Below are 21,877 nucleotides of genomic sequence, written 5' to 3'. Positions count from 1 at the left end.
AACTGGCGGCACAGAATGTCGTCTTCTTTTTTCAACGTCGGGCTATTCGATGAAACGTGTTTCTCAAATGACCGCGCTGGCACTGGCTTTAGGGCTGGCTTGCGCTTCTTCCTGGGCTGCTGAAACCGCGCAGACGCTCACCTTCAACCAGTTACAGCAAAAACAAGGCGCGGCAATCGATACCCGTCAGAGCGCTTATTATAACGGCTGGCCGCAATCGCTTAATGGCCCTTCTGGACATGAACCTTCCGCCCTGAATCTGTCTGCCGCATGGCTCGACAAGATGAATGATGAGCAACTCTCCGCCTGGGTTCATCAACATCAGTTAAAAACCGATGCCCCGGTTGCACTCTATGGCAACGACACTGATATGCAGGCCGTCAAAAATCGCCTGCAAAAGGCCGGCTTTAGCCATATTTCAACGCTCAGCGATGCGCTGCAGGATCCAGCTCGCCTGCAACGCCTGCCGCACTTCGAACAACTGGTCTATCCGCAGTGGCTGCACGACCTTCAACAGGGTAAAGAGGTCACAGCTAAACCGGCTGGCGACTGGAAAGTGATCGAGGCCGCCTGGGGGGCGCCGAAACTCTATCTGCTCAGCCACATCCCGGGAGCCGGATACATTGATACTAACGAAGTCGAAAGCGAACCGCTGTGGAATAAAGTCTCGGACGCTCAGCTAAAAGCGATGCTGGCAAAACATGGAATTCGCCACGACACAACGGTCATTCTGTATGGCCGCGATGTTTACGCCGCAGCACGTGTCGCACAAATCATGCTGTACGCGGGTGTAAAAGACGTTCGCCTGCTCGACGGTGGCTGGCAAACCTGGTCCGATGCAGGATTACCGGTTGAACGCGGTACTGCGCCAACGGTGAAACCAGAACCGAATTTCGGCGTAACGATCCCTGCCCAACCGCAGCTGATGCTGGATATGGAACAGGCGCGTGGCCTGCTGCACCGCCAGGACGCGTCGCTGGTCAGCATCCGCTCGTGGCCAGAGTTTGTCGGCACCACCAGCGGATACAGCTACATTAAGCCAAAAGGTGAGATTGCAGGCGCTCGTTGGGGCCACGCAGGGAGCGACTCCACGCATATGGAAGATTTCCATAACCCGGACGGCACCATGCGTAGCGCGGATGACATCGCCGCAATGTGGAAGCAGTGGAATATCCTGCCGGATCAGCAGGTCTCTTTCTATTGCGGCACCGGCTGGCGCGCCTCTGAGACGTTTATGTATGCCCGCGCGATGGGCTGGAAAAACGTCTCCGTCTATGACGGCGGCTGGTACGAGTGGAGCAGCCATCCGAAAAACCCGGTCGCCAGCGGTGAACGCGGCCCGGAAAGCAGTCAGTAACCTCTCGCTAGCCCTGACGCTGAAGTGACTTCAGCGTCAGGTAGCCACTCCAGATCCGCGTAAAGGTTGTCATCCAGCACAGCGCGCCAAACACCCAGGCCATCACTGCAAAATATCCAGGGAAAAGGCAGCCCAGAACAAACAACATAATTGTCTCAGTGCCTTCGGTCAGTCCACCCAGATAATAAAATGATTTATGTGCATAGCCAGGGTTATCAATCTGGTGTTTCGCTGCCAGTGCCGCAAAGGCCAGGAAACTGCTGCCGGTGCCAATAAAAGCAAATAGCAACCAGCCACCCGCCAGCGCATTTTGCTCCGGTGCCGCCAGAATAAAGCCAAACGGTACTAAGGCGTAAAACAGGAAGTCGAGCGCAATGTCGAGGAATCCCCCCGCATCGGTTAATCCTCTGCGACGCGCCAGCGCCCCATCCAGACCATCAAACAGACGATTGAGCACAATGGCCACCAGCGCGGCCAGATACCAGCCTGATGCCAGAAATGGCAAAGCCAGCACGCCAATAGCGAAACCGACCAGCGTCAGGCCATCCGGCGTGATAGCGGGTGTATCAATAACCCGTACGCACTGGTGCAGAAGTGGTTTTAATCGCGGGTGAAGATGACGGTCAAGCATGCGGGTGTCCTTTCAAATTGTCGCATAATCCTTGTGAGGGTATATCCAGCGCGGCATTGAAGCGCGCCGAGAGATTTTGAAAGGCGATTAGCGCAGTCATTTCGGTAATCGTGTCGTCGGTAAAATACTGCTTCATTTGCGCCTTCAGTCCATCATCAATCTGTGGCGGCGTGGCGGTAACCGCATCCGCATAGGCCAGTGCCACACGCTCTTCTTCGCTGAACAGCGTTGACGCTTGCCAGTCTGCGACCTGCAACACTTTATCCAGGGCGCCACAACGTTCGGCGAGACGTAAACTGTTGGCATCAATGCAAAAAGCGCAGTGGCACGCCTGAGAAACCCGTGTCATCAATAGCGCCCGCATCACCGGCGTTAATCGCGAGCGTTTTCGCTCCAGAAATCCGACAAACAACGCTACCAACCAGAACAGAAACGGCACCCGCCCCCACCATCGCGTGGGATGTAATACATCGCCATAGTGTTTTTTCTGTGTGGCCACAAGCGGTTTTAAACTGGAAGGGATACGCGTTAACGGCTTTACCCACGACTGAGGATCGTTCAACGGTGACTCCTGAATACTTCAGATAAAACAAAGATAGCGATAGTATGTCATCTTCTGATGTTGAATCTTGATGAATATGATGAAAACCCTCGACGTTGTCGCCGCTATTATTGAACATGATTGCAATATTTTACTCGCTCAACGCCCGGAGCATGCCGACCAATCAGGAATGTGGGAGTTTGCCGGCGGTAAGGTTGAGCCAGGAGAAAGCCAACCGCAGGCGCTGATTCGTGAACTGCGGGAGGAGCTGGGTATCGAGGCAGTCATTGGGCAATACGTTGCCAGCCATCAGCGCCAAGTATCAGGCCGGTTGATACATCTGCATGCCTGGCATGTTCCGGCTTATCAGGGCGAACTGAAGGCTCATGAGCATCAGGATTTGGTCTGGTGTACGCCAGAGGACGCGCTGCGTTATCCGCTGGCGCCTGCTGACATTCCGTTGTTGGAGGCGTTTATCCTTTTACGCGACGCCAGACAAGCGGATTCGTGCTGATGGTTTTCTCGTCGCGCTGACACTGTAACAGTACACCATCGGCTTTTATCACCGCCCCTTCTGAGTAATTCTGATCCTGATAAATACAGCACTGATTACAGGGTTGTGCACGTTGTCCGCTGGAGCTAAACACCTCTGGCGGAACATTCACTTGCACATCCGGACGATATAACTGATTTGCCAGTGTCGCGCTGGATAACATCACCAGCACTCCAGCCATAATAAGACGGCGCATACTCTTTCCTTTTAAACTGACATCAATGCTCAGTATAACGGTAGATACCGGCAGAAACTTTAGTCCCTTCCATCATCGTTTTTGGTTATGACCCACGCCGCAATATTAATTTCCTTAGCGGGGTTAATTTTTTCTTGCGTTTCGTCACATGGCTGATGGTATAGTCAAAAACTGCAAAACACTTAACACAAATATCAAAAATATAACCATATCAATACATAAGAGGTTTTTATATCTATGGATCAGACACGTTCTCTGGAGTCATTTCTCAACCATGTACAAAAGCGCGACCCGAATCAAACGGAGTTCGCGCAAGCCGTTCGTGAAGTAATGACCACGCTGTGGCCATTTCTTGAACAAAACCCGCGCTATCGTCAAATGTCATTGCTGGAACGTCTGGTTGAGCCTGAGCGCGTGATTCAGTTCCGCGTAGTCTGGCTGGACGATCGGAATCAGGTACAGGTAAACCGTGCGTGGCGCGTGCAGTTTAGTTCTGCAATTGGTCCTTACAAAGGCGGCATGCGTTTCCATCCGTCGGTAAACCTGTCGATCCTGAAATTCCTCGGCTTCGAGCAGACCTTTAAAAACGCCCTCACCACGCTGCCGATGGGCGGTGGTAAAGGCGGGAGCGATTTCGATCCAAAAGGCAAAAGTGAAGGCGAAGTGATGCGTTTTTGCCAGGCACTGATGACCGAGCTGTTCCGCCACTTAGGGCCAGATACCGACGTGCCTGCGGGCGATATAGGCGTAGGCGGTCGTGAAGTTGGCTTTATGGCCGGGATGATGAAAAAACTGTCCAACAACAGCGCCTGCGTCTTTACCGGTAAAGGTCTCTCCTTTGGCGGCAGCCTGATCCGCCCGGAAGCGACCGGTTACGGTCTGGTGTACTTTACCGAAGCCATGCTTAAACGTCATGGCCTGGGTTTTGAAGGCATGCGTGTCGCCGTCTCGGGTTCCGGTAACGTGGCGCAATTCGCCATTGAAAAAGCGATGGAGTTCGGGGCTCGAGTGGTTACTGCCTCTGACTCCAGCGGCACCGTGGTAGATGAAAGCGGCTTCACCAAAGAAAAACTGGCACGTCTGTGCGCGATCAAAGACAGTCGTGACGGACGCGTGGCGGATTACGCCCGTGAATTTGGTCTGACTTATCTGGAAGGCAAGCAGCCGTGGTCTGTGCCGGTAGATATCGCTCTGCCGTGCGCCACACAGAACGAACTTGATGTCGACGCCGCTCGCGTGCTGATCGCTAACGGTGTGAAAGCCGTCGCTGAAGGCGCAAATATGCCGACCACAATCGAAGCAACCGATCTGTTCCTCGAATCGGGCGTATTATTTGCACCGGGTAAAGCGGCCAACGCTGGCGGTGTGGCGACGTCAGGTCTGGAAATGGCTCAGAACGCTGCGCGTCTTGGCTGGAAAGCAGAGAAAGTTGATGCGCGCCTGCACCACATCATGCTGGATATTCACCATGCCTGCGTCGAGTACGGTGGCGAGAGCAAACAAACCAACTACGTGCGCGGTGCCAACATCGCGGGCTTTGTGAAAGTTGCCGACGCGATGTTGGGTCAGGGTGTTATCTGATCTTGCCCCTTCTGCCTGATGATGCTGAGCTCATCAGGCTTACGCAGTATCTCCGCCCGCCTCAACTGATGGCGGGCTTTTTTTCGCCGAGCGTTTGCGCGGCGCACTCTTTTTCTTCTCACCACCACCCGGAGCGGTAATCCCGCGGAACTGGCGCACCGGCGTACGTTTAGCCTGATCGATAAGCTGATACAACGTCCCTACCAGCGGCTGCATAAAATCCTGATAACGACACTGTTTTTCACTGATTTGTGTCAGAATCGACTCCCAGTGCGCAGTCATATCCGGGCGCGTCGCCATTTCAGGAAGCGAATGGAACAGCGCTTTTCCGGCGTCCGTTGAGTGTATATAACGGCCCTTTTTCACCAAAAATCCGCGCTTAAACAGCAGTTCAATAATCCCAGCGCGCGTGGCTTCCGTTCCTAAACCGTCGGTTGCACGAAGGATCTTTTTCAGATCTTTATCCTGCACAAACCGCGCAATCCCGGTCATCGCCGACAGCAACGTAGCATCGGTAAAGTGGCGCGGCGGCTGGGTTTGGCGTTCAACGACTTCGCCTTTTTCGCACAGCAACTCATCATCTTTTGCCACTACCGGCAGCGGCGTGCCATCGTTGTCTTCATCGCGTTCTTTGTTGCCGAGCAACGTACGCCATCCTGCTTCGGCGAGGAAACGCGCTTTGGCAACAAATTTCCCTTTCGCGATGTCCAGTTCAATGACGCACTTACGGAATACTGCATCTGCGCAGAACTGCATCAGATACTGACGCGCAATCAGGTTATACACCTTCGCTTCGTTGTCATTCAGATTGATGGATGAACTGCGCGCTGTGGGAATAATGGCGTGGTGCGCATCCACCTTTTTATCGTCCCAGCAGCGATTACGCGTATCGGGGTTGACCGCTGGCTGCGGTAACAAATCCGGCGCATGAACGCTGATAGCGTTCATTACCGCATGACGTCCGGCAAAGTGCTCTTCCGGCAGATAGCGGCTATCGGAACGTGGATAGGTAATCAGCTTGTGGGTTTCGTACAGTTTCTGGCAGATATCCAGCACATTTTGCGCACTTAAACCGAAGCGTTTAGCCGCTTCAATCTGCAACGCCGATAACGAAAACGGCAACGGTGCGGATTCTGATTCCCGTTTATCGTTATAGCTGGTGACAATTGCAGGCTGGCCGTTGATACGATTTACCACGTGTTCTGCCAGCGTGCGGTGAAGCAAACGTCCTTCTTCATCCTGATACGGCTCACACGCTTCGCTGGGTTGCCAGATAGCGGTGAACCGCTCATCGGCAGGCGTCACGATATGTGCTTTCACTTCAAAGAAATCTTTTGCGACGAAGTTTTCAATCTCTTCATCACGGCGAACCACCAGTCCGAGAACCGGTGTTTGTACGCGACCAACGGAGAGCACCCCCTGATAGCCCGCGTTACGCCCAAGAATGGTGTAGGCTCGCGTCATATTGATGCCATACAGCCAGTCCGCACGCGCACGCGCCAGCGCCGACACGCATAGCGGGATAAACTCACTGTTAGCGCGCAGGCGGGAAATCGCCCGCTCTACCGCCTGTGGGTTAAGATCGTTGATCAGGCAACGTTGTACCTGCTGACGTTTCTCTGGGGCGAGTTGCAGGTAATCAAGCACTTCATCCACCAGCAGTTGCCCTTCACGATCGGGGTCTCCCGCGTGAATAACTTCACTTGCTTCATGTAAAAAGCGCTTAATCACGTTGAGCTGTTTGGTCACCGAGGGACGCGGCTGTAGCTGCCACTTTTCCGGGACAATCGGCAAGTCGACCAGACTCCAGCGAGCATAGCGACTGTCATAGGCATCTGGCTGCGCCTGTTCAAGCAGATGACCGATGCACCAGGTCACCACTTGCCCATTTCCGCATTCAATAAAACCATCACCTTTGCGATGCGGTTTAGGTAGCACATCTGCAATCGCGCGAGCCAGACTCGGTTTTTCGGCAATAAACAACCGCATCAAGTTAACGGATCTCAACCATGGCGCGACCGCCACGAGCTTCCACCAGTTCACCAATCGCAGTGAGTTCAATACCGAACTGCGCAGCCGCCGCCTTGACTTCGGCTTCGGCCTCCGGCGTTACCGCCAGCAACAAACCACCCGAAGTTTGCGGATCGCACAACAGGTCACGTACCGACTTCGGCATTTCGCCCATCAGATGCCCATAGCTGGCATAATTACGTTGCGTACCACCCGGTACTGCGCCCTGCGCAATGTATTCTTCAACGCCAGGGAGCTTTGGAATGTCCTGATAAACGATCTGCGCCTGGATACCCGCGCCCTGACACATCTCACTCAGATGTCCCAGCAGACCAAAACCGGTCACGTCGGTCATGGCTTTCACGCCCTCAATATCCGCAAACGCTGCACCCGCGACGTTCATGCGACACATCACTTCCGTTGCCAGCCCAATATGTTCAGGCTTGAGCAGCGATTTTTTCTCTGCGGTAGTCAGCACACCAATTCCCAAAGGCTTGGTGAGGAACAGTTTGCATCCCGCCTCGGCGGTGCTGTTTTTCTTCACGCGTTCGGTAGGAACGACGCCTGTAACCGCAAGACCAAAAATCGGCTCCGGAGCATCAATAGAGTGACCGCCCGCCAGGGCAATACCCGCCTGACGACAGGCGAAGCGTCCGCCTTCGGTGACTTCACGGGCAATTTCCGGTGCCAGCTTATCGAGAGGCCAGCCCAGAATAGCGATTGCCATAATCGGTTTGCCGCCCATCGCGAAGATATCGCTGATAGCGTTGGTCGCAGCGATACGGCCAAAATCAAACGGATTATCGACAATCGGCATAAAGAAATCGGTGGTACTGATAACGCTGGTGCCATTTCCCAGATCGTACACTGCTGCATCATCGCGGGTTTCATTACCCACGAGTAAGTTCGGATCGACGAACTTCGCCTGCTCACTGTGCAGGATGGTTTCCAGCACTTTGGGGGAAATTTTACAACCGCAACCGGCTCCGTGGCTGTATTGCGTTAAACGAATAGCTTGCTCGCTCATGGACATCTCCTGTCATTGCAATCCGGATATGGTAGCGCTCATTCCATGATGTGGTAAGAGTGACTGTCTGAATTAGGGTGTCTTTGCTCATAATCCAGACAGTTTTGCCGTTGATATCAGAAATAACGGACGAATGAGGTCGGATCGGCAAGGCTAATCGAGGTGGAAGCTTTTAGCTGCGGTGTACCCAGATAGAGGAAACCAACAATTTTATCCTGTGGTCGACAGTCAAAAGCCTCACGCACTTCCGCGCTTTCCGTTAACGCACCGCTACGCCAGATCCCGCCAAAGCCTTGTGCAATCGCCGCCATCTGCATAGCCATTACCGCACAACCGGCTGACATTTCCTGCTCCCAGAGAGGAACCTTGCCGTTTTCTTCGCATTTTGCCACTACTGCAATAATTAGCGGTGCACGAAACGGCGCGCTACGCGCTTTTTCTACCGCTTTTTCGTCACCCTGTGCGGCAATCGCACCTTTTTCCAGCGCAACGCTAAAACGCTCGCGACCATCGCCTTCTATCACAAAAAAACGCCATGGCTGCAAAGATTTGTGGTCAGGCGCACGCATCCCCGCCCGCAGAATGTTTTGTAACTGCTCCCCCGTCGGGGCCGGTTCGACAAGGCGAGAAGCGCTACGACGAGTTAAAAGTAATTCGAGTGCATCCATTTGCTTAACTCCAACAATGAAATTTGTTCACAAAATTAACACGTGAGTGGATTTTGTTACAGCACAGGCGGTGATTCCTGCTGACAAGTGCCTGTCGGGTCATTACGATAGCCACATCTTAACGCCTTTCTCCCATCTAACGGGGAGGCGTGTTGTTAATCTGTAGGGAGAATACATGCGAACCCTGTGGCGATTCATTGCCGGATTTTTTAAATGGACGTGGCGATTACTGAATTTCGTCCGTGAATTTGTGCTTAACCTGTTCTTTATCTTTCTGGTGCTGGTTGGCGTCGGTATCTGGATGCAGGTCAGTAGCACTAATACCAGCGAACAGGCCGGACGTGGCGCATTGCTGCTCGATATCTCAGGGGTGATTGTCGACAAGCCCTCAAGTACCAGTCGCTTAAGCGTCATTGGTCGCCAGCTGTTTGGCGCCAGCTCGGATCGTCTACAGGAAAACTCTCTGTTCGACATCGTGAATACCATTCGCCAGGCGAAAGATGACCGCAACATTACCGGCATCGTAATGGATTTGAAAAACTTTGCCGGGGCCGATCAGCCTTCCATGCAGTACATCGGTAAAGCGCTGCGTGAATTCCGCGACAGCGGGAAACCCGTTTTTGCCATCGGCGATAACTTCAGCCAGGGTCAGTATTACCTCGCCAGTTTTGCCAACAAAATTTGGCTCTCCCCACAAGGTTCGGTTGACTTGCACGGCTTTGCTACCAATGGCCTGTATTACAAGTCACTGCTGGATAAGCTGAAAGTCTCCACCCACGTATTCCGTGTCGGGACCTATAAATCCGCCGTTGAGCCGTTTATTCGTGACGATATGTCCCCGGCCGCACGTGAAGCCGACAGCCGCTGGATTGGCGAGTTATGGCAAAACTATCTCGACACCGTTGCGGCCAATCGCCAGATCCCGGCCCAGCAGGTGTTCCCGGGCGCGCAGGCGATGCTGGACGATCTGACGAAAGTGGATGGCGATACCGCGAAGTATGCCCTCGATAACAAACTTGTCGACGCCCTCGCCTCCAGCGCCGAAGTCGAAAAACTGCTGACTAAACAGTTTGGCTGGAGCAAAGCGGACAAAAATTACCGCGCCGTCAGCTATTACGATTACTCGCTGAAAACCCCGGCTGAGACCGGCGACAGCATAGGCGTGGTCTTCGCCAATGGCGCAATTATGGACGGGGAAGAAACACCAGGGAACGTAGGCGGCGACACCACTGCCGCACAGATCCGTGAAGCACGCCTCGATCCAAAAGTGAAAGCGATTGTTCTGCGCGTTAACAGTCCTGGCGGTAGCGTCAGCGCCTCTGAAGTGATTCGCTCTGAACTGGCTGCAGCTAAGGCTGCGGGTAAACCGGTGGTCGTTTCTATGGGCGGTATGGCGGCTTCAGGGGGTTACTGGATCTCCACACCGGCAAGCTACATTGTGGCGAACCCCAGTACTCTGACTGGTTCAATCGGTATTTTTGGCGTTATCAACACCGTTGAAAACAGCCTGGATTCCATTGGCATCCATACTGATGGCGTTTCAACCTCGCCGCTGGCTGATATTTCTATCACCAAAGCGTTACCGCCAGAAGTCCAGCAGATGATGCAACTGAGCATTGAGAATGGCTATAAGCGCTTTATCACGCTGGTTGCGGATGCACGTAAGACTACGCCAGAGCAGATTGATAAGATTGCTCAGGGCCACGTCTGGACCGGTCAGGATGCGAAAGCTAACGGTCTGGTGGACAGTCTGGGCGACTTTGACGATGCGGTGACAAAAGCGGCAGAGCTTGCCAAACTGAAACAATGGCACATTGAGTATTATCAGGACGAACCGACATTCGTCGATATGGTTATGGACAGTATGTCGGGTTCAGTTCGCGCCATGCTGCCACAAGCCATCCAGGCAATGCTTCCGGCACCGCTGGCCTCTGCTGCCAGTGCGGTAAAAGCCGAAGGCGATAAGCTGGCGGCGTTTAACGATCCGCAGAACCGTTATGCGTTTTGTCTGACCTGCGCCAACGTTCGCTAACTCTTGACCCCTCTTCGGGATGAAGAGGGGTTTTTCTTTGAGACAGAAGAAAAAGTCATGCAGAAGAAATCGATTTACGTTGCCTATACCGGCGGTACTATTGGTATGCAGCGCTCAGAACAAGGTTATATTCCGGTCTCCGGCCATCTTCAGCGCCAACTGGCATTGATGCCTGAATTCCACCGACCCGAGATGCCTGATTTCACTATCCACGAATACGTCCCGCTGATGGATTCATCCGATATGACGCCAGAAGACTGGCAGCATATTGCTGAAGACATTAAAACGCACTACGACGATTACGATGGTTTTGTGATCCTTCATGGCACCGACACCATGGCGTTTACTGCCTCAGCGCTCTCTTTTATGCTGGAGAATCTGGGTAAACCGGTAATTGTGACAGGGTCACAAATACCGCTGGCAGAGCTTCGTTCTGACGGACAAATCAATTTGCTGAATGCGCTATACGTCGCAGCGAATTACCCCATCAACGAAGTTACCCTGTTTTTCAACAATCGACTGTTTCGCGGTAACCGTACAACCAAAGCCCATGCCGACGGTTTTGACGCCTTCGCCTCACCAAACCTTGCCCCGTTGCTGGAAGCCGGGATCCATATCCGCCGCCTGGGAACGCCACCAGCGCCACACGGGGCAGGCGAACTGATTGTTCACCCTATCACCCCGCAGCCGATTGGCGTCGTCACTATTTACCCTGGCATTTCCGCTGACGTGGTGCGCAATTTCCTGCGCCAGCCGGTAAAAGCATTAATTCTTCGCTCCTACGGTGTGGGCAATGCGCCGCAAAATAAAGAGTTCCTGAAAGAGCTTGAAGATGCGAGCTCGCGTGGCATTGTGGTGGTTAACCTCACCCAGTGTATGTCCGGCAAGGTGAACATGGGCGGTTACGCAACGGGGAATGCGCTGGCGCATGCCGGGGTTATTGGTGGCGCGGATATGACCGTTGAAGCAACGCTCACCAAGCTGCATTACTTGCTGAGCCAGGGGCTGGATACGCAGGCCATTCGCACGGCGATGACGCAAAACCTGCGTGGTGAGCTCACGCCGGACGAATAGAGGAGTAAACGATAATGGCCAGAGCATTACTGCTGGTTGACTTACAAAACGACTTTTGTGCAGGCGGTGCTCTCGCCGTCCCTGAGGGAGATAGCACCGTGGATGTCGCCAATCGTCTTATTGACTGGTGTACATCGCGTGGTGACGTGATAGTTGCCAGTCTGGACTGGCACCCGGCAAATCACGGTAGTTTTGCCAGCCAGCATCATGTCACGCCTTACAGTCAGGGACAACTTGACGGTCTGCCGCAGACATTCTGGCCGGATCACTGTGTTCAGAACACTGAGGGTGCAGCCCTGCATCCGTTGCTGAACCAACTCGCAATTAATAAGACCTTTTGTAAGGGCGAGAACCCGCTGGTCGACAGCTACAGCGCGTTTTTTGATAACGGCCGTCGACAGGCAACTGCGCTGAATGCGTGGCTACTGGAGAATCGTATTGCTGAACTCATCATCATGGGCCTGGCAACTGATTATTGCGTTAAATTTACTGTTCTTGATGCGCTGGATCTTGGCTATACCGTCAACGTCATTACTGATGGCTGTCGTGGTGTGAACATTCAGCCGCAAGATAGCGCGCATGCTTTTATGGAAATGGCGGCAGCGGGTGCAACGCTGTACACGCTGACAGACTGGGAAGAAACCCAGCGTTAAACCATGCCTGGTGGCGGAACTTATGTCGTCACCAGGTCCCCTGTTAACTTCCCCTCTCGGCCTTCTCTGGTATCCCCGCGAGACCCGACACATCGCTTTCGCCGCTTCGCCAGCATGGCGTGAACAGCTTCGCATTTTTCCTTTTTTTAAACTGTTAGTCTGCAAGAGCTGTTTTTTTCGCCACCCACTGGCGTGGCGTGTTTGCTTTTTTAAATGTCAAAGAGGAACACCGATGAAACTATTGTCTTTGTTGGCAGCATTACCCCTGCTTTGTGCAAGCGTTGTTTCCGCAAACTCTCTGATGTCTGTCGGCTACTTTAACGGCGGTGGCGATGTTACTGCCGGCCCTGGCGGTGATATCAATAAGCTGGATGTCCGCCAGATAACCCATCTCAACTATTCGTTTGGTCTTGTCTACAACAATGAAAAAGACGAAACCAATGACGCCCTGAAAGACGCCAGCAAGCTACACCAGATTTGGCTGTCAGAAAAAGTACAGGCTGATTTGCAAAAAATTCCGGTGCTACGCAAGCAAAACCCAAACCTTAAAGTTCTGCTTTCTGTTGGGGGTTGGGGGGCGCGCGGATTTTCTGGCGCGGCGGCTACGCAGGAATCCCGCACGGTGTTTATTCAGTCTGCACAGGCGATTGTTGAGAAATATGGCCTGGATGGCATCGATCTCGACTGGGAATATCCGGTCAACGGCGCATGGGGGCTGGTCGAAAGCCAACCGGCTGACCGCGATAACTTTACCGCGTTACTGAAAGAGCTACGCGCCACATTTGGCCATAATAAGCTGGTCACTATCGCCGTTGGAGCGAACGCTGAAAGTCCGAAAAGCTGGGTAGATGTGAAAGCGATTGCCCCGTTGCTCGATTATATCAACCTGATGACCTACGACATGGCTTACGGTACTCAGTACTTCAACTCAAACCTGTATGATTCGACCCAGTGGCCAACGGTGGCTGCAGCAGATAAATACAGCGCCGATTTTGTGGTCAATAACTATCTCGCCGCAGGATTAAAACCAGGTCAGATGAATCTCGGGATTGGCTTCTACGGCCGGGTACCAAAACGCGCCATCGAACCTGGTATTGACTGGAGCAAACCTGATGCCCAGAAAAATCCGGCAACCCAGCCCTACTTCGAACCACAACACATTGAGTTGTTCAAATCGTTGGGGGTTGATCTGAGCAAAGATACCTATGTGAAGTACAACGATATCGTGGCTAAGTTAATCAACGATCCACAAAAGCGCTTTAGTCAGCATTGGGATGATGAGGCCAAAGTGCCGTGGTTGTCAGTACAGTCTGCCAACGGTAAAGCACTTTTCGCCCTCTCTTTTGAAAACCCGCGTTCGGTCGCCATCAAAGCGGACTATATCAAGAGCAAGGGGTTGGGAGGGGCAATGTTCTGGGAGTACGGCGCAGATGATAAAAATCAGTTAGCGAAGCAGCTGGCCGAGTCGTTAGGGATTAAACACTGATCCCAACGCCTGGCACAATAGGTTATGATTATCACAATCCGCTGCACCAGGCTGCTCTGGTGCGGCTTTTTATTTTCTACAGGAGGCATGAAGCGTTATGGCTTTTATCCCTAAAAATTATGCCCGTCTGGAAGTCGGATACCGGGAAAAGGCACTTAAACTCTTCCCCTGGGTTTGCGGACGCTGTTCCCGTGAGTTTGTCTATTCCAACCTGCGTGAATTGACAGTGCACCATATCGATCACGATCACTCCAATAACCCGGAAGATGGTAGCAACTGGGAGATGTTGTGCCTGTATTGCCACGATCATGAGCATTCCAAATATACGGAAGCGGACCAGTATGGTTCAACGGTGGTTGCGGGTGAAGATGCGCAAAAAGCGGTTGGCGAGGCGAAATATAACCCGTTTGCCGATCTTAAAGCGATGATGAACAAGAAATAACAAATACAGCAGGCCCGGCGTGATGTGCTACCGGGCCTGTGACTCAGGATTTGAACGTCGCAATGGGCTCTGGCGTAATACCAAACTCAACTTTCAGCTGTTGCTTACTCTTCATCACCATCTCACCCTTCGTGTCGATAGTCATATGTTGCGCATCAACATTGTGACGTGCCTGCCATAGCATCACCAACTGCAAACTGTTCTCTTTTTGTTCTGCCGTCAGCGCGACGCCATCCGGCCATTTTCCCAGCTCAACGGCAGTAGATAAGCGCTGATACACTTCCGGCGTCATGCTGTTGATCATCTCATCAAGATTCATGTTAAATCCATTCCCGTAGAATAATTTGCTGAATCGTTTCCTCAGCCTTTGATTTGTTCACCATTTTCATCATCGGTGAAGTTCAAAGACGCCGAATTTACGCAGTAACGTTCCCCGGTAGGTTTTGGACCATCAGGGAAGACATGTCCGAGGTGTGCATCACAGTTTCCGCAGCGGATTTCGATGCGCTGCATACCGTGTGACGTATCTTTTATGTAACGAATGGCCTCTTCGCTAACAGGCTCGTAAAAACTGGGCCAGCCGCAGCCGGAATCGTATTTAGTATCTGAACGAAACAGCGGTTTGTCGCAGATCAGGCAATGGTAGATGCCATCACGTTTATTGTGCAGCAGACGCCCGGTAAATGGCGGTTCTGTCCCATGATTTTGCGTCACGTAGAACTGCATTTCGGACAAATTTTTTTTCAGTTCTTCTGGAGAAGGTTGATTAGCCATTTGCTCACATCTCACTTTATCTATACTCACATCGCGAGACAGATTCTAACAAAACATTAACACCGTAGTGCGAACTTTTGTTCTAAACTTGATACTTGCGAAATGGCAGCCTGTTAATCGTGATCACAATCACGTTTTTATCTTGATTGCCCTTTAAAATTCGGGCCGCCGCCCCCATGTGGTTTCAAGCCCAAAGGAAGAGTGAGGCGAGTCAGTTGCGCAAAGCTTAGGCAGCAGATTGATTTGTCGCAATGATTGACACGATTCCGCTTGACGCTGCGTAAGGTTTTTGTAATTTTACAGGCAACCTTTTATTCACTAACAAATAGCTGGTGGAATATATGACTATCAAAGTAGGTATCAACGGTTTTGGCCGTATCGGTCGCATTGTTTTCCGTGCTGCTCAAGAACGCTCTGACATCGAGATCGTTGCAATCAACGACCTGTTAGACGCTGACTACATGGCTTACATGCTGAAATATGACTCCACTCACGGCCGTTTCAACGGTTCCGTTGAAGTGAAAGACGGTCATCTGATCGTAAACGGTAAAAAAATCCGTGTTACCGCTGAACGTGATCCGGCTAACCTGAAATGGGACGAAGTTGGTGTTGACGTAGTAGCTGAAGCTACTGGCCTGTTCCTGACAGACGAAACCGCTCGTAAGCACATCACTGCTGGCGCGAAAAAAGTGGTTCTGACTGGTCCGTCCAAAGATAACACTCCGATGTTTGTTAAAGGCGCTAACTTTGACAAATACGAAGGTCAGGACATCGTTTCTAACGCATCCTGCACCACTAACTGCCTGGCTCCGCTGGCTAAAGTTATCAACGACAACTTCGGCATTATCGAAGGTCTGATGACTACCGTTCACGCAACCACCGCTACTCAGAAAACCGTTGATGGCCCGTCTCACAAAGACTGGCGCGGCGGCCGTGGCGCAGCTCAGAACATCATCCCGTCCTCTACCGGCGCTGCTAAAGCTGTAGGTAAAGTACTGCCAGAACTGAATGGCAAACTGACTGGTATGGCGTTCCGCGTTCCTACTCCGAACGTATCCGTTGTTGACCTGACCGTACGTCTGGAAAAAGCTGCTTCTTACGAAGAAATTAAGAAAGCAATCAAAGCTGCTTCCGAAGGCCCGATGAAAGGCGTTCTGGGTTACACCGAAGACGACGTTGTTTCTACCGATTTCAACGGTGAAGTTTGCACTTCTGTGTTCGATGCTAAAGCTGGTATCGCACTGAACGACAACTTCGTGAAACTGGTATCCTGGTACGACAACGAAACCGGTTACTCCAACAAGGTTCTGGATCTGATTGCTCACATCTCCAAATAAGTTGAGATGAGACAGTAATCTGTAAGAGCGACTCAGGTCGCTCTTTTTTTTGCCTGAAGATATACCCGCCATACTTCAACTTGCAGGTGTGTTGGCTACGTTATCTCCCCCTGTTCGCTTACAACAGTAAGCTCATCGGGATGAATCAGGGGCATTCATGTCCTGGCCGAAGGTTGCCTTCGGTTGTTCAAATTCGTTCCTGACGAATTTGTCGTTCACTTGCCACTTCCTGTAATTCGAATTATTCAGGGTAAAAAAGGATTGCGTAATGATTAATAAAATTTTTGCACTTCCGGTAATCGAGCAAATTACCCCTGTCCTCTCTCGTCGCCAGCTTGATGATCTTGAAATCATTGTTGTCGATCACCCGCAGGTTAAAGCCTCTTTCGCGCTGCAGGGCGCTCATCTCCTCTCCTGGAAACCAAACGGCGAAGAAGAAGTCCTCTGGCTCAGCAACAACACACCGTTTAAGACGGGCGTCGCATTGCGTGGCGGTGTTCCAATTTGCTGGCCGTGGTTCGGTCCGGCTGCCCAGCAGGGTCTACCTTCTCACGGCTTTGCCCGTAACCTGCCCTGGACGCTGAAAGCGCACAATGAAGATGACAACGGCGCTGTTCTGACATTTGAATTGCAAAGCAATGCTGAAACGCGTCAGCTTTGGCCGCATGAGTTTACGCTGTTAGCACGCTTCAAAGTGGGTAAAACCTGTGAGATCGAGCTGGAAGCCCATGGTGAGTTTGAAACCACTTCTGCACTCCACACCTACTTTAATGTAGGAGATATCGCAGCGGTGAAAGTAAGTGGCCTTGGCGACCGCCTGATCGATAAAGTTAACGATGCAAAAGAAGATGTACTGGCTGATGGTATCCAGACGTTCCCGGACCGTACCGATCGTGTGTATCTGAACCCGGAAGCATGCAGCGTCATTCACGATGATTCACTGAACCGCAATATCGACGTTGTGCATCACCACCATCTGAATGTAGTCGGCTGGAACCCAGGCCCGGCGCTGTCTGTCAGCATGGGAGATATGCCGGATGATGGTTACAAAACGTTTGTTTGCGTAGAAACTGCTTACGCCACCGAAACGCAGAAAACAACGGCAGAGAAACCTTCTCGTCTGGCGCAAACTATTCGTGTTGCTAAACGATAAGCGATAATTAATACCGGATGATTGACCGAAAAAGTGTGCGGACAACCATCCGGTAAAATCAGGCCATATCCAACGCAGTTTTACCTTTCGGGGCAGGATATGCCTTATCCAGCAATTTCAGCTCGTCGGCGGACAGCGTAATCGCGAGCGCGGCTGCATTCTGCTCCACATGTGCCACGTTTGCCGCTTTTGGAATCGCCATTACCCCCTGATGACGAATAACCCACGCCAGCAAAATCTGAGCGGCGCTGACATTGCGAGCTCTCGCGATATCGTTAACCACGGTGTTCGTGAGCACATCACTGCGTAAACGCCCTGCCTGGGCCAGCGGGCTGTAGGCCATGACCGGCATCTGCTGTTGCTGACACCAGGGGAGTAAATCATACTCAATACCCCGCGATGCCACATGATACAGCACCTGATTAGTGGCACACTGTTGCCCACCCGTAACCTGCCATAACGCCTGCATGTCATCGTAATCTAGATTAGAGACTCCCCAGCGACGGATTTTCCCCTGCGCAATCAATGTTTCCATTGCACTCACGGTCTCTTCAAATGAGTAATCCCCCATCCAGTGCAATAAATAGAGATCCAGATAGTCAGTGTTCAGCCGACGCAGACTCCCTTCACAGGCCGCAATCATTTTTTGGCCGCCCGCATTCCATGGGTAAACTTTTGACACTAAAAACGCATGTTCGCGTCGCCCCGTCAATGCCTCGCCAACGATTTCTTCCGCTGCACCATCAGCGTACATTTCGGCCGTATCAATAAGCTGTAAACCAAGATCCAGCCCTGCCCGCAGCGCATTTACTTCATCACGACGGCGGCTGGCATTCTCGCCCATATACCATGTACCCTGCCCGATAGCCGGAAGCGCAATCTGCTGAGCAAAAATCACCTGCTTGTTTGTCATCACCCCCTCCTGTGTTTATGCACCACAGTAAAGCAAAACAACGCGGGTGTGTCCTGTAATGGTGCACAAATTGCACCATCATAGTTTGGACTGATTTTTACGCGGATCATGAGTGACAAGATGTCTGCAGCCAGATACAGAATATGCGTTAATAGTGTGATTCACGCGCAGTGAATAAAAGACAACTTTCCTCGTTTAAAAATAAGTATCGGAGCTTACCCATGGTGATAAAACAGAAAGCCCGCATTTCTGCGGGCTTCCATGTAATCATCTGTTCTTCATTTAGTGAAATCAGAATTTATAAGTAATACCGGTTGAGATCAGACCCGTCCAGGATTTGTCCACCATCGGGCTGTCGGTAATTTCATCAGACAGACGGGTATAACGCGCAGTGGCGTACATGCTCCAGTCGCCAAGGAAATTGTAGTTTGCGCTTAATTCAAGGTACGGGTTCCAGCTGCTGTTAGGATCGTAGCTGCGCAAACCACTGCGGGAAGATTCGTGACGCGATACACCGTAGTAGTAATCGTTCTGGTTTTCGCTGTTCCACTCAACACCAATACCTGGTGTCAGCGTCAGACCACCGTTGGTGTAACGGTACAACCACGCCAGATCCCATACGATACCATTACTGTTGTCCAGCGTGTCTCCCGCCAGGCTGGTGCGCAGGAAACCATATTGCGTATTGTGAACGTAAGACAGACCAGCCATCATGGTGCTCTTACGCTTATCAAGGCTGCGCAGGCGGCTGTCATCGCTGTCGCCCGGCTTAAAGTACATTGGCGACCAGTACGCCATGACTGATAATTTATCTGTGTTGTCATTCCACAGGTAGTAGCCACCGCCCAGACCACGGAACCAGAAGTTCTCGCTTTCGTAGGTCACGACAGGAACGGGATAAACGTCAGTATCATAATCTTTGTAGGGGTGTTCAACCACACCAACGCCTGCGCCCAGCGTCAGGTTGCTTTCTGCTTGCGCAACAGAGGAAGTGGCGATAAGCACGCCAAGTGCCAGAAGTTTGAGTTTGGTCACAATCCATAATTCCTTATTCAAATGTATAGCAACAGAAGTGTAACCGTCATTACGTTACAGCCCAACTATTTTACGTATTAGCCACGTAATGTAACCCCCTAATTTCTCTGCGAGTGATGACATTTTGCTTGCAGAACGATGAATACCGCATGAATCCAACCCTATTTCTTTACATAAGATGTGCTTTTTTTGCTGATGAGTTATTGATATGCCATTGAAATTCGTTTGCGCACACAGGCAAGTTTTGCAAATGCCATCTACGCTTAATTTTAGAAGGTGTATCACCGAATACGTTGATCTCCTGACCACCAAAATGGCATGAGAGTTGCTTATTTCTTCAGCAGCGACGTCGTTCAGTTTACCTCTTCAGGGGCCTCTACTATTCATATGAACGGCTCTTAACATGTGCTAAAAAACGAAAGGACGGCATACCATGAATATATTCGATCACTATCGCCAGCGTTATGAAGCTGCCAAGGACGAAGAGTTCACGCTGCAGGAGTTTCTTACCACTTGTCGGCAAGATCGCAGTGCTTATGCCAACGCGGCAGAGCGGCTATTAATGGCTATTGGTGAGCCTGTCATGGTCGATACTGCCCATGAACCTCGACTTTCTCGACTCTTTTCTAACCGGGTGATCGCTCGTTATCCCGCGTTTGAAGAGTTTTACGGCATGGAAGACGCGATTGAACAGATTGTCTCTTATCTGAAACACGCGGCTCAGGGGCTGGAAGAGAAGAAACAGATTTTGTATCTGTTGGGGCCTGTTGGGGGTGGGAAATCGTCTCTTGCCGAGCGGCTGAAATCGCTGATGCAAAGAGTACCGATTTATGTCCTGAGTGCTAACGGCGAGCGGAGTCCGGTCAACGACCATCCGTTATGCCTGTTTAATCCACAGGAAGATGCCCAGATCCTGGAAAAAGAGTATGGGATCCCGCGTCGCTATCTCGGTACGATCATGTCGCCATGGGCGGCAAAACGTTTACATGATTTCGGCGGGGACATTACTAAATTCCGCGTCGTCAAAGTCTGGCCGTCTATTCTGGAGCAAATTGCTATCGCCAAAACAGAACCTGGCGACGAAAATAACCAGGATATCTCCGCCCTGGTCGGGAAAGTGGATATTCGTAAACTCGAACACCACGCCCAAAACGATCCTGATGCCTACGGTTACTCAGGCGCACTGTGCCGTTCTAACCAGGGGATCATGGAATTCGTTGAGATGTTTAAAGCACCGATTAAAGTGCTGCATCCTCTGTTGACCGCGACTCAGGAAGGAAACTACAACGGCACAGAAGGTATCTCTGCCCTGCCGTTTAACGGCATCATTCTTGCGCACTCGAACGAATCCGAATGGGTAACGTTCCGCAATAACAAGAATAACGAAGCCTTCCTCGACCGTGTTTACATCGTGAAGGTACCGTATTGCTTACGCATTTCCGAAGAGATCAAGATCTACGAGAAATTGCTTAACCACAGTGAGTTGACCCACGCGCCTTGCGCACCAGGCACGCTGGAAACGCTCTCTCGCTTTACTATTCTTTCGCGCCTGAAAGAACCGGAAAACTCGAGCATTTACTCGAAGATGCGTGTTTACGATGGCGAAAGTCTGAAAGATACCGATCCAAAAGCGAAATCCTACCAGGAATATCGGGATTACGCCGGGGTTGATGAGGGCATGAACGGCCTGTCCACGCGTTTTGCGTTTAAGATCCTCTCCCGCGTGTTTAACTTTGACCACGCCGAAGTGGCGGCCAACCCGGTACACCTGTTCTATGTTCTTGAACAGCAAATCGAGCGCGAACAGTTCCCGCAGGAGCAGTCAGAACGTTATCTGGAGTTCCTGAAAGGCTATCTGATCCCGAAATACGCCGAATTTATTGGCAAAGAGATCCAGACGGCTTATCTGGAATCCTATTCCGAATACGGGCAGAACATTTTTGACCGTTATGTCACCTATGCGGACTTCTGGATTCAGGATCAAGAGTATCGCGATCCGGATACTGGCCAACTGTTTGACCGTGAGTCGCTCAACTCAGAGCTGGAGAAAATTGAGAAGCCAGCAGGCATCAGTAACCCGAAAGATTTCCGTAACGAGATCGTCAACTTCGTTCTGCGCGCCAGAGCGAATAACAGCGGTCGCAATCCAAACTGGACCAGTTACGAAAAACTGCGCACGGTTATCGAGAAAAAAATGTTCTCGAATACCGAGGAACTGCTGCCGGTCATATCCTTTAACGCTAAAACCTCGACTGACGAGCAGAAAAAGCACGACGATTTTGTCGACCGTATGATGGAAAAAGGCTACACGCGTAAACAGGTGCGTTTATTGTGCGAATGGTATTTGCGCGTGCGTAAATCATCGTGATGCAAATGCCCGGTGGTGCCTGCACTTACCGGGCCTACAAAAACAT

General features: G+C 51.6%; 21 protein-coding genes. 11 read left to right on the top strand and 10 right to left on the bottom strand.

All coding sequences use genetic code 11. From position 1 onward, the window contains the following. Window positions 1–49 precede the first annotated feature (49 nt). On the top strand, window positions 50–1,357 hold the full coding sequence (locus OGY01_RS22310; protein ID WP_048222712.1) for a sulfurtransferase: 1,308 nt from the start codon (window positions 50–52) through the stop codon (window positions 1,355–1,357). A gap of 7 nt (window positions 1,358–1,364) precedes the next feature. Here the strand turns inward: OGY01_RS22310 and OGY01_RS22305 are convergent, their stop codons facing one another. Both OGY01_RS22305 and OGY01_RS22300 read right to left on the bottom strand, forming a co-directional pair. After that, the gene (locus tag OGY01_RS22305; RefSeq protein ID WP_045442017.1) at window positions 1,365–1,988 is read right to left on the bottom strand and encodes a CDP-alcohol phosphatidyltransferase family protein; all 624 of its coding nucleotides are present in this window, start codon (window positions 1,986–1,988) and stop codon (window positions 1,365–1,367) included. After that, on the bottom strand, window positions 1,981–2,550 hold the full coding sequence (locus OGY01_RS22300; protein WP_045442014.1) for a carboxymuconolactone decarboxylase family protein: 570 nt from the start codon (window positions 2,548–2,550) through the stop codon (window positions 1,981–1,983). Before OGY01_RS22300 ends, OGY01_RS22305 begins: the two co-directional genes overlap by 8 nt. A 76-nt stretch (window positions 2,551–2,626) precedes the next feature. Here OGY01_RS22300 and OGY01_RS22295 point away from each other — a divergent pair, with 76 nt between their 5' ends. Next, on the top strand, window positions 2,627–3,043 hold the full coding sequence (locus OGY01_RS22295; RefSeq protein ID WP_286493804.1) for a pyrimidine (deoxy)nucleoside triphosphate diphosphatase: 417 nt from the start codon (window positions 2,627–2,629) through the stop codon (window positions 3,041–3,043). On the opposite strand, the gene OGY01_RS22290 is transcribed toward OGY01_RS22295, so the two are convergent. After that, on the bottom strand, window positions 3,003–3,278 hold the full coding sequence (locus tag OGY01_RS22290; RefSeq protein ID WP_045442011.1) for a YnjH family protein: 276 nt from the start codon (window positions 3,276–3,278) through the stop codon (window positions 3,003–3,005). The two genes, OGY01_RS22295 and OGY01_RS22290, sit on opposite strands and share 41 nt — an antisense overlap. Before the next feature lie 237 nt (window positions 3,279–3,515). On the opposite strand from OGY01_RS22290, the gene gdhA reads away from it, so the two are divergent. Further along, complete coding sequence (gene gdhA / locus OGY01_RS22285; RefSeq protein WP_045442009.1) at window positions 3,516–4,859, top strand: NADP-specific glutamate dehydrogenase; 1,344 nt, start codon at window positions 3,516–3,518, stop codon at window positions 4,857–4,859. A 39-nt stretch (window positions 4,860–4,898) separates the two neighbouring features. Here the strand turns inward: gdhA and topB are convergent, their stop codons facing one another. The 3 genes from topB to OGY01_RS22270 form a co-directional block, all read right to left on the bottom strand. Continuing rightward, on the bottom strand, window positions 4,899–6,848 hold the full coding sequence (topB, locus tag OGY01_RS22280) for a DNA topoisomerase III (protein ID WP_045442006.1): 1,950 nt from the start codon (window positions 6,846–6,848) through the stop codon (window positions 4,899–4,901). Window positions 6,849–6,852: 4 nt separating this feature from the next. Continuing rightward, a complete protein-coding gene (gene selD, locus OGY01_RS22275) occupies window positions 6,853–7,896 on the bottom strand; it encodes a selenide, water dikinase SelD (RefSeq protein WP_045442004.1) in 1,044 nt (347 codons plus the stop codon). 116 nt (window positions 7,897–8,012) lie between these two features. Further along, window positions 8,013–8,564, bottom strand: a complete 552-nt coding sequence (locus OGY01_RS22270) for an NAD(P)H nitroreductase (RefSeq protein ID WP_048221610.1) — start codon at window positions 8,562–8,564, stop codon at window positions 8,013–8,015. 175 nt (window positions 8,565–8,739) lie between these two features. Here OGY01_RS22270 and sppA point away from each other — a divergent pair, with 175 nt between their 5' ends. The 5 genes from sppA to yajD all read left to right on the top strand — a co-directional run bounded on the left by sppA (window position 8,740) and on the right by yajD (window position 14,251). Further along, on the top strand, window positions 8,740–10,596 hold the full coding sequence (gene sppA, locus OGY01_RS22265) for a signal peptide peptidase SppA (RefSeq protein ID WP_286493721.1): 1,857 nt from the start codon (window positions 8,740–8,742) through the stop codon (window positions 10,594–10,596). A 57-nt stretch (window positions 10,597–10,653) separates the two neighbouring features. Next, a complete protein-coding gene (gene ansA, locus OGY01_RS22260) occupies window positions 10,654–11,670 on the top strand; it encodes an asparaginase (protein WP_048221612.1) in 1,017 nt (338 codons plus the stop codon). A 14-nt stretch (window positions 11,671–11,684) separates the two neighbouring features. Beyond that, entirely contained in the window at window positions 11,685–12,323 is a 639-nt protein-coding gene (pncA, locus tag OGY01_RS22255) for a bifunctional nicotinamidase/pyrazinamidase (RefSeq protein ID WP_370637081.1), read from the top strand. A 232-nt stretch (window positions 12,324–12,555) separates the two neighbouring features. Further along, window positions 12,556–13,809, top strand: a complete 1,254-nt coding sequence (gene chiD / locus OGY01_RS22250) for a chitinase ChiD (RefSeq protein ID WP_286493720.1) — start codon at window positions 12,556–12,558, stop codon at window positions 13,807–13,809. 97 nt (window positions 13,810–13,906) lie between these two features. Then, window positions 13,907–14,251: an HNH nuclease YajD gene (gene yajD, locus OGY01_RS22245; protein ID WP_003832478.1), complete on the top strand. Its 345-nt coding sequence runs from the start codon at window positions 13,907–13,909 to the stop codon at window positions 14,249–14,251. 43 nt (window positions 14,252–14,294) lie between these two features. On the opposite strand, the gene OGY01_RS22240 is transcribed toward yajD, so the two are convergent. Further along, on the bottom strand, window positions 14,295–14,570 hold the full coding sequence (locus OGY01_RS22240; protein WP_045441989.1) for a YeaC family protein: 276 nt from the start codon (window positions 14,568–14,570) through the stop codon (window positions 14,295–14,297). A gap of 41 nt (window positions 14,571–14,611) precedes the next feature. Beyond that, complete coding sequence (gene msrB, locus OGY01_RS22235) at window positions 14,612–15,025, bottom strand: peptide-methionine (R)-S-oxide reductase MsrB (RefSeq protein ID WP_286493718.1); 414 nt, start codon at window positions 15,023–15,025, stop codon at window positions 14,612–14,614. Between the two features lie 341 nt (window positions 15,026–15,366). Between msrB and gapA the strand changes: the two genes are divergently transcribed. Both gapA and OGY01_RS22225 read left to right on the top strand, forming a co-directional pair. Next, window positions 15,367–16,362, top strand: coding sequence for a glyceraldehyde-3-phosphate dehydrogenase (gapA, locus tag OGY01_RS22230; protein WP_045441983.1), 996 nt, complete (start codon window positions 15,367–15,369; stop codon window positions 16,360–16,362). Between the two features lie 268 nt (window positions 16,363–16,630). Then, the gene (locus tag OGY01_RS22225; RefSeq protein ID WP_045441980.1) at window positions 16,631–17,515 is read left to right on the top strand and encodes a D-hexose-6-phosphate mutarotase; all 885 of its coding nucleotides are present in this window, start codon (window positions 16,631–16,633) and stop codon (window positions 17,513–17,515) included. Window positions 17,516–17,573: 58 nt separating this feature from the next. On the opposite strand, the gene OGY01_RS22220 is transcribed toward OGY01_RS22225, so the two are convergent. Next, window positions 17,574–18,428, bottom strand: coding sequence for an aldo/keto reductase (locus tag OGY01_RS22220; RefSeq protein WP_045441977.1), 855 nt, complete (start codon window positions 18,426–18,428; stop codon window positions 17,574–17,576). A gap of 291 nt (window positions 18,429–18,719) precedes the next feature. Then, window positions 18,720–19,463 (bottom strand): MipA/OmpV family protein, encoded by a 744-nt coding sequence (locus tag OGY01_RS22215; protein WP_045441974.1) that lies wholly within the window; start codon window positions 19,461–19,463, stop codon window positions 18,720–18,722. 433 nt (window positions 19,464–19,896) lie between these two features. On the opposite strand from OGY01_RS22215, the gene yeaG reads away from it, so the two are divergent. Continuing rightward, a complete protein-coding gene (gene yeaG / locus OGY01_RS22210; RefSeq protein WP_045441971.1) occupies window positions 19,897–21,831 on the top strand; it encodes a protein kinase YeaG in 1,935 nt (644 codons plus the stop codon). Window positions 21,832–21,877: the final 46 nt, after the last annotated feature.

Source organism: Citrobacter sp. Cm038 (assembly GCF_030333105.1).
In the GTDB taxonomy this organism is placed as follows: Bacteria; Pseudomonadota; Gammaproteobacteria; order Enterobacterales; family Enterobacteriaceae; genus Citrobacter; species Citrobacter murliniae.
This window is presented reverse-complemented; position numbering and strand designations above follow the sequence as displayed.